Source organism: Marinobacter salexigens (genome assembly GCF_018860765.1).
GTDB lineage: Bacteria > Pseudomonadota > Gammaproteobacteria > Pseudomonadales > Oleiphilaceae > Marinobacter > Marinobacter salexigens_A.
In genome coordinates, this window is sequence record NZ_JAHKPV010000001.1 from 99,989 (window position 1) to 115,640 (window position 15,652).

16 protein-coding genes and 1 pseudogene are annotated in these 15,652 nt (G+C 53.2%); 14 read left to right on the forward strand and 3 right to left on the reverse strand.

Translation table 11 applies throughout. The features are described 5' to 3' along the window. The first annotated feature begins 3 nt into the window (after window positions 1-3). From KO508_RS00470 to KO508_RS00505, 8 genes are all read left to right on the forward strand, one after another. Window positions 4-588 (forward strand): YggT family protein, encoded by a 585-nt coding sequence (locus KO508_RS00470; RefSeq protein WP_200366956.1) that lies wholly within the window; start codon window positions 4-6, stop codon window positions 586-588. Window positions 589-756: 168 nt separating this feature from the next. Then, window positions 757-2,721, forward strand: a complete 1,965-nt coding sequence (locus KO508_RS00475) for a dynamin family protein (protein ID WP_216006400.1) — start codon at window positions 757-759, stop codon at window positions 2,719-2,721. 136 nt (window positions 2,722-2,857) lie between these two features. Next, entirely contained in the window at window positions 2,858-4,006 is a 1,149-nt protein-coding gene (gene metX, locus KO508_RS00480) for a homoserine O-succinyltransferase MetX (protein WP_216006401.1), read from the forward strand. Next, window positions 4,003-4,605, forward strand: a complete 603-nt coding sequence (gene metW, locus KO508_RS00485; RefSeq protein ID WP_200366950.1) for a methionine biosynthesis protein MetW — start codon at window positions 4,003-4,005, stop codon at window positions 4,603-4,605. The genes metX and metW overlap by 4 nt, the downstream gene beginning before the upstream one ends. Beyond that, window positions 4,605-5,063: a DUF4426 domain-containing protein gene (locus KO508_RS00490; protein ID WP_216006402.1), complete on the forward strand. Its 459-nt coding sequence runs from the start codon at window positions 4,605-4,607 to the stop codon at window positions 5,061-5,063. Before metW ends, KO508_RS00490 begins: the two co-directional genes overlap by 1 nt. 7 nt (window positions 5,064-5,070) lie before the next feature. Continuing rightward, window positions 5,071-5,670: an RdgB/HAM1 family non-canonical purine NTP pyrophosphatase gene (gene rdgB / locus KO508_RS00495; RefSeq protein ID WP_216006403.1), complete on the forward strand. Its 600-nt coding sequence runs from the start codon at window positions 5,071-5,073 to the stop codon at window positions 5,668-5,670. Window positions 5,671-5,675: 5 nt separating this feature from the next. Next, complete coding sequence (hemW, locus tag KO508_RS00500) at window positions 5,676-6,824, forward strand: radical SAM family heme chaperone HemW (protein ID WP_354667986.1); 1,149 nt, start codon at window positions 5,676-5,678, stop codon at window positions 6,822-6,824. Further along, window positions 6,824-7,357, forward strand: a complete 534-nt coding sequence (locus tag KO508_RS00505; protein WP_216006404.1) for a hypothetical protein — start codon at window positions 6,824-6,826, stop codon at window positions 7,355-7,357. Before hemW ends, KO508_RS00505 begins: the two co-directional genes overlap by 1 nt. 23 nt (window positions 7,358-7,380) lie before the next feature. Here KO508_RS00505 and trmB read toward each other — a convergent pair whose 3' ends face one another. From trmB to KO508_RS00520, 3 genes are all read right to left on the reverse strand, one after another. Beyond that, window positions 7,381-8,133: a tRNA (guanosine(46)-N7)-methyltransferase TrmB gene (gene trmB, locus KO508_RS00510; protein WP_216006405.1), complete on the reverse strand. Its 753-nt coding sequence runs from the start codon at window positions 8,131-8,133 to the stop codon at window positions 7,381-7,383. Between the two features lie 71 nt (window positions 8,134-8,204). Then, window positions 8,205-9,731, reverse strand: a complete 1,527-nt coding sequence (locus KO508_RS00515; RefSeq protein ID WP_216006406.1) for a YifB family Mg chelatase-like AAA ATPase — start codon at window positions 9,729-9,731, stop codon at window positions 8,205-8,207. Between the two features lie 90 nt (window positions 9,732-9,821). After that, window positions 9,822-10,076 (reverse strand): accessory factor UbiK family protein, encoded by a 255-nt coding sequence (locus KO508_RS00520; protein WP_216006407.1) that lies wholly within the window; start codon window positions 10,074-10,076, stop codon window positions 9,822-9,824. A 390-nt stretch (window positions 10,077-10,466) separates the two neighbouring features. Between KO508_RS00520 and glnK the strand changes: the two genes are divergently transcribed. The 6 genes and pseudogenes from glnK (at window position 10,467) to KO508_RS00550 (ending at window position 15,607) form a co-directional block, all read left to right on the forward strand. Further along, window positions 10,467-10,805 carry a P-II family nitrogen regulator gene (glnK, locus tag KO508_RS00525; protein WP_071264623.1) on the forward strand — a complete coding sequence of 113 codons (339 nt, stop codon included), beginning with the start codon at window positions 10,467-10,469 and terminating at the stop codon, window positions 10,803-10,805. Between the two features lie 69 nt (window positions 10,806-10,874). Continuing rightward, window positions 10,875-12,143 (forward strand): ammonium transporter, encoded by a 1,269-nt coding sequence (locus KO508_RS00530; protein WP_216006408.1) that lies wholly within the window; start codon window positions 10,875-10,877, stop codon window positions 12,141-12,143. Between the two features lie 295 nt (window positions 12,144-12,438). Beyond that, window positions 12,439-13,044 (forward strand): hypothetical protein, encoded by a 606-nt coding sequence (locus tag KO508_RS00535; RefSeq protein WP_216006409.1) that lies wholly within the window; start codon window positions 12,439-12,441, stop codon window positions 13,042-13,044. A 24-nt stretch (window positions 13,045-13,068) separates the two neighbouring features. Next, window positions 13,069-13,776 (forward strand): hypothetical protein, encoded by a 708-nt coding sequence (locus KO508_RS00540; RefSeq protein ID WP_216006410.1) that lies wholly within the window; start codon window positions 13,069-13,071, stop codon window positions 13,774-13,776. Window positions 13,777-14,080: 304 nt separating this feature from the next. Beyond that, window positions 14,081-15,168, forward strand: a pseudogene (locus KO508_RS00545) (IS3 family transposase). A gap of 121 nt (window positions 15,169-15,289) precedes the next feature. Continuing rightward, window positions 15,290-15,607, forward strand: a complete 318-nt coding sequence (locus KO508_RS00550; RefSeq protein WP_216006411.1) for a hypothetical protein — start codon at window positions 15,290-15,292, stop codon at window positions 15,605-15,607. Window positions 15,608-15,652: the final 45 nt, after the last annotated feature.

Below are 15,652 nucleotides of genomic sequence, written 5' to 3' on the forward strand. Positions count from 1 at the left end.
TACATGCTGGCAGACATACTGATTACGATCCTGCTGATCGTTTCCACGTTTTACATGACCATAATACTGTTGCGTTTTTTACTGCAATTGGCCCGGGCAGACTTTTATAACCCGATTTCCCAATTCGCGGTCAAAGCAACAAACCCTCTATTAAGGCCTTTACGACGGGTTATTCCGGGCTGGGGTGGAATTGACGGTGCCGCTCTGGTGCTGGCAGTTATTATTCAAGCCATCACCTTCTTTTTGATTCTCGTAGCCCTAAACGGCGGCATTCCTTCGTTTAATCCGCTTACCCTGCTGGTATGGGCCGTGCTGAACGTTCTAGATTTGATCGTAAAGATCTATTTCTGGTCTGTTATCGCAGTGGTTGTGGTTAGCTGGATTGCTCCCGGTAGCGGACACCCGGCGATTCAGCTGGTTGCGCAGATTACAGAGCCAGTGATGCGCCCGGTGCGCAAATTGATGCCTTCCATGGGAGGGTTAGACCTATCACCCATTATCGTATTCCTTATTTTGAATGTTATTTCCGTTGTAATCGAGCACATGAAAGTAGCGGTTGGCCTTGGCGCTATCGGGCTGGGAATGTAAATCAGGTCTCAATTAGACAATTTGTAACAGTTTTCCACAAAAAGCTGGAACAAGAGGCCGCAAAAAATTCGGGAACGGGTTAGTATTAACAGTAATTAATTCGTCCGTCGTGCGGATTCCGGGCCAATTGCCCGGAAAATGCCGGAAGTCGCGCAAAAGGAAAACCCGATGAGTCTTCAGGGAAACTTGACCCAGCAGGTAGAGGCCTACCACAACTGGAAAAAAGAGCTGATTCGCCAAATCGGTCGTTATAGGCTGTGGCTTCAGGATAACAACCTATTCTCTGATGACATAAGTGCGCGCATCCGCCACGGGCTTGAGCTTCTTATTGAAGATGAGCTCACAATTGCGTTTGTAGGCGAATATTCCCGTGGCAAAACGGAACTCATCAACGCTTTATTCTTCTCTGAGTTCGGCCAGCGCATGCTGCCTTCTCAGGCTGGGCGCACAACCATGTGCCCCACGGAGCTGTTTTTTGACCGCAGTGCCAACGAAAACTACCTATTATTGCTCCCCATCGAAACCCGTACCGGAGATTTGTCGCTGCAGGAGCTACGCAAACAACCGCAACGCTGGGTAAAGCATGAGTTGGACGAGCGCGACCCTGAAGTCATGCGCGAGGTTTTAGGTGAAGTCGCACGGGTGAAAAGTGTTTCCCCGGCAGAAGCCCGTGCTCTGGGCTTTGATCAAAGCATGCTGGAGCATGACCGCAACAACCCCAGTCAAGTTCTAATCCCAGCTTGGCGTAATGCCCAGATTAGTATTCGCCATCCACTTTTTGAGCGCGGTCTAAGAATTCTCGATACGCCGGGGCTGAATGCTCTCGGCTCCGAGCCTGAGCTGACCATCAGCATGTTGCCACAGGCCCATGCCATTATCTTTGTGCTTAGCGCTGACACTGGCGTTACCGCCAGCGATATGACTATTTGGAAAGAATATATCGATATTGAGCACGCCGACCACCGCGCAGGTCGTTTTGCGGTGCTAAACAAGATTGACGTGCTTTGGGGTGATCTGCAGGGCGAAAAGCATACGAACGAAGCCATTGAGCGAGTGCGGGGCTATACCGCTGACCACCTTGGCATTCGCCAACAGGATGTTATCCCGCTGTCCGCCAAACAAGGGCTAGTCGCAAGAGTTCGAAAAGATCAGGACCTGTTCGCCCGATCCAACATCGGCAATCTCGAACAGCTCATTATTCAGCGCATTCTGATGCACAAAGAGCAGTTGATCACCCAGAGCCTGATCAACGATCTACTCGGCATGCTGCAAAACAGTCAGGCGGCCATGCAAACCCGGCTGGAATCTCTTGAAGAAGAGTTTAGCGCCTGCTCCGGAAGCACCATGGATAAAGCAGCGCTTACCCGATTGGCAGATCGTTCCCAAAAAGACTACGACTTCTACTACAAAAAGCTGATCACACTGCGCTCAAGTCGCAGGCTGATGGATTCGCAAGGCGAAATACTGAAAAAGCTGGTGGATGAAGCGAGATTTGAGACTCACGCCGAAGAAATTCGCAAAAACATGACGAAAAGCTGGACGACATCGGGCATGAACAGTGCCATGGAACAGTTTTTCGAATTGCTTGAAAGTGATTTCACCAACCTTCTCAGTGAGGGGCGTCTCGCCGAAAAAATGGTGGGATCCATTTATCGTCGCTACAACGAAGATACCCGCGCCCGGCACCTTGAACCCATTCCGCTGCGTGCCGGCCGCCATGTAATTGCCGTTAGGGAGTTACGTAAAAGAGCCCGACGTTTCCGCGCCAACCCTAAAAACCTACTCACCGAACAGTCTGTGCTGGTTCAGCGCTTTTTCAATGTGATGGTTAGCGAAGCCAGAACCCTACACAACCGCGTGCGTCAGGATGTAGAGCGCTGGCCCTCGGAAGCGCTTCTACCCATCATGCAGTATTCCATGGAACAGAAGCAGCTGCTTGAACACCAGATTCGGCGCCTCCGGGATATGGTAAGAAATGATCGCGACAGCCGTGTCGAGCGTGAGCGACTGGCCAACAGCATCTCAGACCTGCGCCGACAACTGGAACTGGCGGATGTTATGCAACGTCAAATCCGCAAGCCCGCTCCGACCATGATTCAGCAAAAAGTGGTCAATATCTCCGGCGTAATCTAGCCGCCCGCTGAGCCATCATACAGCCTGTCGGTTGCAGCCATGACAGCCCGCCTTTAAACTGCTTCGCTGGTATAGGTTTTTTGCCCTGACCAGCCAAGCTGTTACCAACGGATCGAACCAGGAACCTGTCGCGCCGATGCCCGATTCCCTGCCTGTGGATTCTGTCGGGGTAGTCACCCCGCAGACGTATCATTTTGAAACACCCATCGAACTCGCGTGTGGCCAAGCACTTGAGCGCTATGATTTGGTGGTTGAAACCTATGGCGAACTCAACTCTGATCGCAGCAACGCCGTACTCATCTGCCATGCGCTGAGTGGTCACCATCACGCCGCCGGTTACCATTCCATGGACGACCGCAAACCAGGCTGGTGGGACACATGCATTGGCCCTGGCAAGCCTGTTGATACCAATCGTTTTTTTGTGGTTTGTCTTAACAATCTGGGAGGTTGTCATGGCAGCACAGGCCCCAGCTCAACCAACCCTGCCACCGGCACGCCATACGGCCCGGACTTTCCTGTGGTTACGGTTAGCGACTGGGTAAAAAGCCAGGCGCTACTGGCAGATCGCCTCGGCATTGAATGCTGGGCCGCCGTTGTAGGTGGATCTCTAGGCGGGATGCAGGCGTTACAGTGGAGCCTAGACTACCCGGAACGCCTGAGGCACTCGGTAGCCATAGCCTCCAGCCCTCGATTAACAGCTCAAAACATAGCCTTCAATGAAGTGGCAAGGCAGGCCATCACCTCCGACCGGGAGTTCCACGATGGCCGATACTACGATTTCGATACCCTACCCCGACGCGGCCTGATGCTGGCGCGAATGGTCGGCCATATCACCTATCTTTCAGACGCATCCATGGGTGAGAAGTTTGGCCGAGAGCTAAGGGATCAAGCCTACAAATTTGGTTACGATGCTGAGTTCCAAGTCGAAAGCTACCTGCGCTACCAAGGTGAGCGCTTCTCTGAAGTCTTCGATGCCAACACTTACCTGCTGATGACCCGTGCACTGGACTATTTCGACCCGGCTTATGACTTTGGCGGCGATCTATCCAAGGCCCTTGCCAAAGCCAGTTGCGAGTTTTTGGTGCTATCGTTCAGCACGGACTGGCGCTTTACACCGGCCCGCTCTGAGGAGATGGTGAACGCCATGATCGCAGCGCGCCGAAAAGTGAGTTATGCGGAAATTGACGCGCCTTGGGGGCACGATGCGTTTCTGATTCCCACCCCGCGGTATACTGATATCTTCACCGCATACATGGATCGTGTTGCCAGAGAGGTAGGCGCATGAGGGCGGATCTTGAAATCATCCAGCAGTGGGTAAAGCCGGGGCATCACGTGCTCGATCTTGGCTGCGGCGACGGCACGCTACTCGATTTTCTCAAGCGGGAGCGCAATGCCAGCGGATTTGGTTTGGAAATTAATCCCGACCACATAACCACCTGCATGAATCGCGGGGTCTCGGTGATCGAGCAGAATCTCGATACCCAAGGGCTGGACAACTTTGAAGACAACAGCTTCGACATTGTGCTGATGACACAAGCGCTGCAAGCGGTACGTCGGCCAGACAAAGTGCTCGACGAAATGCTGAGGCTAGGGGCAGAAGGCATAGTTACCTTCCCCAACTTCGCACACTGGCGCTTGCGTTGGGGCCTCGCGCTTAGCGGCCGCATGCCCGAATCTGACTCCTTGCCGTATAAATGGTACAACACGCCCAATATAAGGCTGTGTACCTTTAAGGATTTCGAAGCTTTGTGCCGACAAAAAGGTATTCGCATCAAAAGCCGTCGTGTCGTAGACGGTCAGCACCAAAATAATTGGCTGGCCCGCCTCTGGCCAAACCTATTGGGCGAGATCGCAATCTATCGCATCACTCGGGAGAATACGTAATGATAAACAAAGCCCTACACAACTTTTTTACAACTGCGGCAGTTGCCTTATTTGCTGTCGTTGCAAGCCTGCCTGCCCATGCTGGATCCGAGGACTTCGGTGACTATCAGGTGCAATGGAGCGTATTCCCCAGCACATTCTTAACCGCCGACATTGCAAAAGCCAACAACCTCCAGCGCAGCAAAGGCATTGGCATCGTCAATATTTCCGTGATGCAAGAAGATGAGAACGGCGTGACAAAGCCTGTAGCGGGTCAAGTGGAAGGTCAGGTTTCCAACGACATACAGCAGGTGAAGTTTCTAGCCTTTCGCAGAATTCAAGAAGGCGATTCCGTCTACTTTATTGCGCAATACCAATACGCGTCTGGCGAACTGATGACCTTCAATGTTACGGCTCGCCCTACCGGGCACCGTGAGGAGTTGCCGGTTCGGTTCGTCCACACTCTTTTCAGTGACTGAGCGGACTATGCCCGAACAACTTGTTATTGCCAGCAACAACAAAGGCAAAATTAGCGAATTTACCCAACTCCTTGCCCCACTAAACCTTGTTCCTGTGCCGCAAGGCGATCTGGGTGTTGGAGAAGCCGAAGAGCCAGCGGTCACCTTTGTAGAGAATGCCATCTTAAAGGCGCGCCATGCGGCTAGGGAAACCGGCTTGCCAGCTTTGGCTGACGACAGCGGTCTGGCCGTCGACGCGCTAAACGGAGCTCCAGGGGTTCGCTCAGCAAGGTACGCTGGAGTTGGCGCGTCCGACTTTGACAACCTGAATGCACTATTGGAAGCCATGGCTGATGTGCCTGACGGCCAACGCAGCGCTCAATTTCACTGTGTGTTGGTGTATCTACGCCACGCAGAGGACCCAACACCCATTATTTGCCACGGGCGCTGGCCGGGAACAATTCTCCGGGCACCACAAGGCGATGGCGGGTTTGGCTACGATCCAGTCTTTTTCTGCCCCGAAAAGAGCTGCAGCGCCTCTGAGCTGACCCGAAGCGAAAAAAATCAGATCAGCCACCGGGGGCGAGCCTTGGCACTGCTAATGGATCAACTCAAGGCAGAGGCCTAAACCCCGTGATTAACCAAACACCAGAGCCGGTTACGCCGCCTCTGAGCTTGTATATTCATGTGCCTTGGTGCGTGCGCAAGTGTCCGTACTGCGATTTTAATTCCCACGCCATCGAGAACGATATCCCCGAATCCGCTTACCTGAGCGCCCTGCTCGAAGATCTAGATCAGGATCTGACGCTGGCACCCGGACGCACCGTTGAAACGGTGTTTATTGGTGGGGGAACCCCGTCGCTAATGAGCGGCGACTTTTACCACAAGCTCTTTCAAGGCCTTAGGGAACGGCTAGCGTTTGCAGACGATGCGGAAATCACTCTGGAGGCCAATCCCGGTACTCTGGAAGAAGGCCGCTTTGAAGCTTTCCGTAGGGCAGGCATCAACCGTTTGTCTATTGGCGTGCAGAGCTTTAATCCGGCCCATTTGAAAGCACTCGGCCGCATTCACGACAGCGCAGGCGCGCACAGGGCTATTGAGAGCGCAAAAAAAGCAGGCTTTGATAATTTCAATCTGGATTTAATGCACGGCCTTCCAGGCCAGACCCCCGACCAGGCCCTTGAGGATCTAACGACGGCAATGAGCCACAAACCGCCGCACTTGTCGTGGTACCAGTTGACTCTGGAGCCCAACACTGAGTTTTACAGCAGGCCACCAGACTTGCCAGAAGACGAGTTGCTTTGGGATATTGCCCAGCAAGGTAGCGACTATCTGCACCAACACGGCTTCACTGACTATGAGGTATCTGCGTGGTGCCAAGAGGGCAAGGCCTCAAGACACAACCTTAATTACTGGACGTTTGGAGATTATTTGGCGCTAGGAGCGGGGGGGCATGGAAAAGTCAGCCTTCCTGCTGGCGAAATCAAACGCTACTGGAAAACACGGCAGCCAGAGGCCTACCTCAACCGCATTGGTAGCCGGACCGCCGGTAGCGCTAGTATTGATGCAAAAGAACTCCCTCTGGAGTTCCTAATGAACGTATTACGGCTAAGGAAAGGGGTGGCTGAAAGCCTTTTTTACGAACGCACGGGTTTACCCTTGTCATCCGTTGCGGTACAACTTGAGAGTCTGCGTGACGATAAACTCTTGGTCAGTGACCGCCTTCAGGCAACCGCACTGGGGCAAAGGTTTCTGAACAGCCTGTTGGAGCGTTTTCTGTAATGGACACGGAAAAAGGACTACCAGCTTTTCCCAAAAGTCTGAAAGCCTGCCTCATTGCAACGGTGGTATTGCTGGCGGCCTTGGTGTTGATTAACCAGCCGCTAAAAACGTCGGCAGCGAATCAAGGAATCGTTAGTTTCCAACTGGCGGGAAGCGCAGAGCAAGCACTTGCTATCATACAAAGTTGGAGTAGCGAAGGCTTGTACTGGGCTAAGCTCTCCCTGTGGTTGGATTTCCTATTTATTCCGGTCTACTGCCTCACCCTGATACTGCTCACCCGGCACTGCACAGTCGACCGGCCCGGCGTTCGTGAGCGCACGGCGGCACGTTGGGTTCGAGCACTGTTTATCGCTGCCGCTGTGGCCGATATAACGGAAAACCTATTGTTGCTGAACAATCTGGAAACGCCCACTGACACCCTAAGCCTTGCGGCCGCCATCAGTGCGCTGGCCAAGTTTACCGCCCTGACACTCGGCATTGCAGGTTTGGTGATAATACGCGCAGCCCGGCGCCATCCATTGGAGCCGGGGTGACCATCACCATAGAGTGAAGACGCTTAGTTAGTGCGGTGAAACAATAGGTCCCACACCCCATGGCCAAGATTTTCGCCACGTTTTTCAAATTTGGTAATCGGGCGATAATCAGGCCTCGGTGAGTATTCGCCCGGTTGTTGAGTGTTCGAAAACCCTTCAGACTCGCCCATTACTTCCATCATGTGCTCTGCGTAGTTTTCCCAGTCTGTGGCCAGATGCAGAACACCCCCGACCCTAAGTTTGTGGCGAATACGCTGAACAAACTCTGGCTGTACCAGCCGGCGCTTGTGATGTTTCTTCTTGTGCCAAGGGTCCGGGAAGAAAACCATCACCTGATCCAAACAGGCATCTGGCAGGCACAAATCGATCACATCGTTTGCATCCATGTTGTACACGCGGACGTTCTCCAGCCCACGCTCCTCGATGTCTTTCAGTAAGGCCCCTACGCCAGGTAGGTGCACTTCCACACCGATAAAATCCTGCTCCGGCGCGGCTTCTGCCATCTCTGCCAGCGAGCGGCCCATGCCGAAACCGATCTCAAGGTTGAGCATGGCATCCCGGCCAAACACCTGCCGCGGGTCAATCATACCGTCTTCGCGGCTCAGACCAAATTTCGGCCAACTACGCTCGAAGGCCTTTTTCTGGCCTTCGGTCATGCGCCCTTGGCGAAGCACAAAGCTACGAACGCCACGGCGCGTGGTAATGGGCGAATCGCTGTCGGTTTTCTTCGATTGGTTGTCATCACCAAGATCGTGCGGTTCTTTCTGGTCAGTCATCTGCAATCCTTAACCCCAGCCTGCGGGTCTTGTTAACGGAGTTTGCAGACAGTTTACCAGAGTAAAATGAATCAGGCGGATACCACGGAACTCTTACCTGTATGGCGATCAAACTGTCGGTACCCGAGCGCCTCCATCAGATGCGGCTGGGTAACTACTTCAGACCCATCAAGATCTGCCAGAGTGCGAGCAACGCGCAATATTCGATGCAGCGCACGGGCTGAAAGCCCTAACTTTTCCATCGCACCAGAAAGTAGCTTTTCACTGGAACGCTCAAGGCCACAGACCTCCTGTAAATCGCGGCCTGATAAAACGGCATTAACACACCCGCGCTGGGTCTGACGCTCTCTGGCACGCGCTACTCGTTCCCTCACCACTGCGCTGGGTTCACCATCATCACCAGAGCGCATCAACACATCGCCACTTTGGACTGGCACTTCCACGTGCAAATCGAACCTATCCAACAGAGGGCCAGAGATTTTCGAACGGTAGCGCATCACCTGCTGGGGCGTGCACTGGCATTCAATGGTTGGATGCCCGCTGTAACCGCAGGGGCACGGATTCATAGCGCCGATGACCTGAAACCGTGCTGGGAAAGTGACCTGTCGAGCAGCCCGGCTGATCGAGATTTCTCCAGTTTCCATAGGCTCGCGCAGTACTTCAAGAACTCGGCGCTCAAACTCGGGCAACTCATCGAGAAAAAGTACACCGCGATGGGCCAGCGAGATCTCGCCTGGCCTTGGGCTACTACCCCCGCCTACCAGCGCCACAGCTGAAGCCGTGTGATGGGGAGACCTGTACGGTGGTTGGCGCCAACCACCTTCCCCTACCCGCAACCCGGCGACCGAATGCACACTCGCCACCTCCATGGCATGATCGTCACTCAAATCCGGTAGGATTCCGGGTAACCGGCTGGCCAGCATGCTTTTCCCAGTACCTGGGGGGCCAAAAAATAGCAAATTATGGACTCCGGCCGCAGCTACCTCCAATGCGCGCCGAGGCACGCTCTGCCCACGCACGTCTGCAAGATCTGGCACGCCCTTGGTGGCTGCTAGTTTCGGCTTGGTACGAGCCACGGGCACCAAACGTGCCCGCCCGCAAAGATGCTCACAGACCGCCAATATATGGCCCGCTGCGAGCACATCGTCCTGACTTGCAAGCGCTGCTTCCTCAGCGTTTTCATTGGGTATCAGCAGATTCCGACCCGCGTTGCGCGCAGCCAGTACGGCAGGTAACACGCCTTTCAGCGGGCGGAGTGCACCGTCAAGAGAGAGTTCGCCAAGGAATTCGCAGGAGACAAGGCTTTCAGCAGGGATTTGCCCGGAGGCTGCAAGAATACCCAGCGCAATGGGCAAATCGAATCGACCGCCTTCTTTGGGCAAGTCCGCAGGCGCAAGATTTATTGTTATCCGCCGAGCGGGAAACTCAAAGCCCGCATTCAATAGCGCGCTTCTTACCCGTTCACGGCTCTCACGCACTCCGGTTTCTGCCAAACCAACTATCGTTAGAGCAGGTAACCCTCCGGAAAGGTGAACCTCAACGGTAACTTCTGGGGCGGAAACACCAATACTGGCGCGGGAATGTACAACGGCAAGCATAATAACCTTCCATGGTTTTTGAATATCAGCGGGGAGCCGAAACATATCGGCCAGCCTGACTCCGGCATCCTGCCGGTGAATGTTTTTGCTTTACTGTGCGGTCGGAGCCTTCTCCAGCTCAGCAACTCTTTTCTCCAATGCTTCGACCTTTTCGCGGGTTTTCATAAGCACCGCTTGTTGGGCGTCAAACTCATCGCGGGTCACCAATTCCAAACGGGACAAAACCGACATAACTGTAGCACGGGCCTGAGTTTCAAAATCATCCCGGGCGGCTCGAGCCATATCCGGAACAAACTGTCCAAACTGACCTTGTAGCTGTGCGAAAATATCCTGTGGACCTTTCACTCATCACCTCATTGATTAAAATAATGTGTGGTTTCGGCCAAAAGACACGTGCCGTGACCGGTTTGCAGGAGTGTATCACACCGCTAGCCCTGCCATACTAGGCGCGGTAAGCACCATTGTGGCCCTCATAGCCTTTCGGCCTGCTCCGAAGTGGCTCAAGGGACTGCAACACGCCCTATTTTGGTGCGCAGACAGCTTCTCCGCTTTATGGAAAGCTGCGACCAAAATTAACTAAGACATTGAATTTTAGACATTTTTTTGCGTTGGCATACTCGGTGCTATAGCTCTCGTACGCAATCCGCACAATTGACGTGCGAAGCGACAGCACCCCGAACTCAACAACCGGCCGTGGGGCTCTCACGTTGAGACGGTTTTACCAAGGAGAAAGCAATGAAACTTGTGACAGCGATCATTAAGCCTTTCAAACTGGATGATGTCCGTGAGGCACTATCCGAGATAGGCGTACAAGGCGTAACCGTCACTGAGGTCAAAGGCTTCGGGCGGCAGAAAGGTCATACAGAACTTTATCGTGGCGCAGAATACGTTGTGGATTTTCTGCCAAAGGTAAAAGTGGAAGTGGCCATTGGCGACAACCTACTGGACCAGGTTATTGAGTCCATCACCAAAGCCGCGAATACCGGAAAAATCGGTGATGGCAAAATCTTTGTAACAGAACTGCAACAAGCTATCCGGATCCGGACTGGCGAAACAGGCGAAGAAGCGGTTTGATTCTGATCTAACCACGTAACTGCCAACGCAAAAAAACTAATTCGAAGTGCCTCGTGCGGAGGGCATCCTATGGAAAGCAATATTTTTCACCTGCAGTATGCGATAGATACCTTTTATTTCTTGGTGTGCGGCGCCCTAGTAATGTGGATGGCCGCCGGCTTTGCCATGCTCGAGTCAGGGCTTGTAAGGGCCAAGAACACCACTGAAATTCTCACCAAAAACGTCGCACTCTTTGCGGTCGCCTCCATCATGTATCTGGTGTGTGGTTACGCAATCATGTACGACGGCTCCCTGCTTCTGGCAGGCATCGAAAGCACAGACCCGGCTGCGGTTCTGGGCGACTATGCCGCTCGTGAAGATGGCTTTGAAGGCGGCTCCATCTATTCTGGCGCAGCAGACTTCTTCTTCCAGGTAGTGTTCGTGGCTACAGCCATGTCAATCGTGTCCGGCGCGGTGGCTGAGCGCATGAAGCTCTGGGCATTCCTTGCATTCGCTGTCGTAATGACCGGTGTAATCTACCCGCTGGAAGGCTCCTGGACCTGGGGCGGCAAGGACGTCTTTGGGCTTTATAACCTCGGCGACCTTGGCTTCAGCGACTTTGCCGGCTCAGGCATTGTTCACATGGCCGGTGCGGCTGCTGCACTTGCAGGCGTAATTCTGCTTGGCGCCCGTAAAGGCAAATATGGTCCCAACGGCGAAATCCGCGCCATCCCGGGTGCCAACCTGCCTCTGGCTGCGCTGGGTACCTTTATCCTCTGGATGGGCTGGTTCGGTTTTAACGGCGGTTCGGTTCTGAAACTGGGCGATATCGCCAGTGCCAACTCGGTTGCCATGGTATTCCTCAACACCAATGCGGCCGCTGCCGGCGGTGCTATCGCCGCTCTGATAACCGGCCGTTTGCTCTTCGGCAAAGCGGATCTGACCATGCTCCTCAACGGTGCGATTGCAGGTCTGGTGGTGATCACCGCCGAGCCTTCTACGCCTAGCGCTCTAGTCGCAACCCTCTGGGGCGGTCTGGGCGGCATAGCCGTTGTATTCAGCATCCTCTTCCTGGACAAGCTGCGTATCGATGATCCTGTAGGCGCCATCTCGGCTCACGGCGTGTGCGGCTTTATCGGTCTGATGCTGGTTCCTGTCACTAACAGTGGCTCAACCTTCAGCGGACAATTGATTGGCGCCGTAACCATCTTCGCATGGGTATTCCTTGCCAGCCTGCTGGTCTGGGGCATCATCAAAGCGGTGATGGGCATAAGGGTTAGCCAAGAAGAGGAGTACGAGGGCGTCGATTTGTCTGAGTGCGGTATGGAAGCCTATCCGGAGTTTGTTACCGGGAAGTGATACAAGCTTTGCCAACGATCAGAGGGGCGCCAGTTGGCGCCCCTTTTTTATTAGTGTGCATGCGTTAGGCAAGCCGCTATCCGGCGCCATCAAAACTCCGACCATCTATCTTTTCTGGTGCTATCCGCACGCTCATTAATTGATCGGGAACGAAAACTGGACTCTCCCTATGTTTCAGTGCCATCGGCTGACGCATAAGGACGGACTGACATTGCTGGCGAGTATGGTATAAAATCTCGAAAGTCGAATAACGTTCGGAGCAGTATGGATTGATCACATCAAAAAGGAACTTTACATGCCTGAATACCTGCATACCTGCCACCAAAGAAGAGTGCACTCCGGCGAGCTCTCTCGCTTGACCCGCGTTGTCGAAGCATACGTCAATAGACAAGGAGAAATAGCTCTAACTGATCAGAATGAACGCCTATTTGACTATGGAGACCAACGTATAACACCGCAACAAAAGATCTATATCCAGAATGGCAACAGGCGGGCATTTTGGAATGCTCGAAAAAAAGTAGGCGACCCAATTGCAAGAGTTGCTTTACCCATTTTAGAAGACGCCGGGGTAAACGGAAAAGTAGCCAACTGGCTAACGGGATTGAGAAGTAACCCTGAAAAGTTGAATGCACTGGGCGTCGATTTGATGATCGAACACGCCAAGGCAGTGACGATAGATCTCGAAAATTGCGTTGGAAATGTCCCAGGAGTTCTCAGTCCCGAACAGGTTGCACAGTATCATCACGTGGTTTTCGAAAAGCACGGCATAAGCTCATTCTTGCTTGGATCAGATGGCTACTGGTTATTCGGTGGCACCTTGTTTAACCTGCCTGCAAATCTGTACCGACCGGTTTGGTGCCGAGCATGCGATTTTATCGGCCCTTCAGTTGGCGCCCGCTAGCCTCGTTTCTGACAGGATGAAAATATGAAATCGTGGAAGTTGGCGGTCCTGACTGTATCAGGTCTCTTTGCGACCATGTTTGTGCTCGCCCCGTTTTCGAATGCCGATGCTTACCAACTCCGGCTGGGAGGCGATACCTTTTGCATACCGGATCAATACAGCCTGTTGGATCAAACGGCAGCCCCTGCACTTGATATTGCCGGCAGTGATTCTCTCCGAGTTGCAGGTTCGTTTCAGGTTGCCATACCCGCGGAGGAGGTTGAGGCGTCTCTACCCACTTATCAAACAACTCACGGAAAGTTACCCGCCACACTCGTTGTGAGGCTGGAAGCATTGGATTCAGGCACCATAGCCTGGCGTCTGCAAGGAGAGCGTCATGCAAATGCATTGCGTCTTCTGGGTGAATTCAGTGGCGCAACGGTACAACCAATAGATCATACCGGCCTGTTTAGGGTGAGTGACTATCCAGGGCCTCCGTTCCCGATATGGAAGGTATTGAACCGAGAACCAGAAGCTGGAGCAGACGTTCCTTCTGAATGGAAGCAGTTTCTTGTAGCACATTGCAGTAGGGCTGGCGGGCACAAGGGAAGTAGCTCAAACTGTGAATACTCGGAGGATATTGACGGTCACTGGACTACGGTTATCACCACCGAAAACAATCTTCCCCTTAAAGCGCAAATCACCCAGTTCACGGAACTAAAACTTCGCCAATGGCGTGATCTTTGCCAATAGTGGTTCTCTCTACTCCCAGTTGCGCCGTTTACCCTCCGCATCTGCGCCACACCATACGTTGTCAATTCACCGGTGTTACACAGGCTAAGCCGCTCCATCTGACATCGTCGCGATAGCTGTGCAGAGATGCCTCTGAGGTTCACTTTCTCCCGATTGTATCGCTAGGCGGAAAGACCTCACGGCATCTGGCTTCGAACGTGACAACTCTCTCTTCTGATGAAATTGAGGCGCAGGGTAATCCCCCCGCAAAACCGAGGTGCTCAAAAGTAGAATTTTCCGTAAGCTAAACGCAGGGAGGTTCTGCATGAAGAAATCACGTTTTTCCGATAGCCAGATCATGGCGATCCTGAAGCAAGCCGAGAGCGGCATACCGGTGCCTGAACCCTGTCGCGAGCACGGCATGAGCAGCGCCAGTTTCTATAAGTGGCGAGCCAAATTCGGCGGCATGGACACCTCCATGATCAAGCGCATGAAGGAGCTGGAGGATGAAAACCGGCGACTGAAGAAGATGTATGCCGAAGAACGGCTCAAGTCTGAGTTACGCAAGGAAGCCCTTGAGGGAAAGTGGTAAAGCCATCTCTCCGCCGTGAGATGGCACAAAAAGCCGTTGCGGCTGCTCGCTGTAGTATTCGTCAGGCCTGTGTGACCTTTAGTGTCAGTGAGTCCTGCTATCGCTACCGGGCTAAGCTCAGCAGTGAAAACGCCGAGATCGCTGATCTACTGGTGAGGTTAACCCATAACCAGCGCAACTGGGGTTTTGGCTTGTGCTTTCTGTATCTGCGCAACGTGAAGGGTTACTCCTGAAACCACAAGCGCGTTTATCGGATCTATCGGGAACTGGAACTAAACCTGCGCATCAAGCCCCGCAAGCGTTTGGTGCGCGAGAAACCAGTACCACTGGCGGTGCCCGCGGTCATCAATGCCAGTTGGTCCATGGATTTCATGCACGACCAGTTAGAGGATGGCCGCAGCTACCGGCTGTTCAATGTGATTGACGATTACAACAGGGAAGGCCCGGGTATTGAGGTAGACCTGTCTCTGCCCTCTGAGCGTGTTGTCCGGGCTTTGGATCAGATCATCGAGTGGCGGGGAAAGCCCATGCAAATTCGCTGCGACAATGGCCCGGAATACATCAGTGCCACCTTGGCCGCCTGGGCTAAGAGGCACGTTATTACACTGGTCTTTATCCAGCCCGGCAACCCGCAGCAGAATGCGTATATCGAGCGTTACAACCGCACCGTGCGTTATGACTGGCTGGCCCAATACTTATTCCGCTCGATTGAAGAGGTTCAGGAATATGCAACGCAGTGGCTATGGACCTACAATAATGAACGGCCCAACATGGCCCTCGGAGGCATTACCCCACAACAGAAACTGGCCATGGTGGCCTGAACTCTACTTTTGATGCCCTCTTAAAATGGGGGGATTACCGTACGAGCTACAAACTGATGACATGGGTATAGACAACAAGAGCCAGAGAGGACTCTTGTTGTCGCCAAAGGATGGGTGAGCAATGAAATTATCACGAGAATTTTTTGTTTTTTTATGCTGCACTCTTATTGTGCGCGGCGCTCTTGCTAGCGGAGAGCAGCAAGAATTGATGACAGTACATGACCAAACGGGTCGTAGCATCGAACTCACAATGATTTACACGAATAATAATGATGGTAGTAAAACGGTGATCAGGCTGGAGCCTCAGGAAAAAATTAAGACCTTTTTTGATCAAGCGTGCAAAAAAGAAGAAGGCCCAAACTCCCACTTCGTAGAACCAAATGGCAATCTTCGGCTCAGTGGAACTGCCAGCTTTTCCTATACCTGCCACACCGAATAGCGACATCCAAAACCTAAGAAGTCCCGCAAGTGCTGGCTCTGGAGT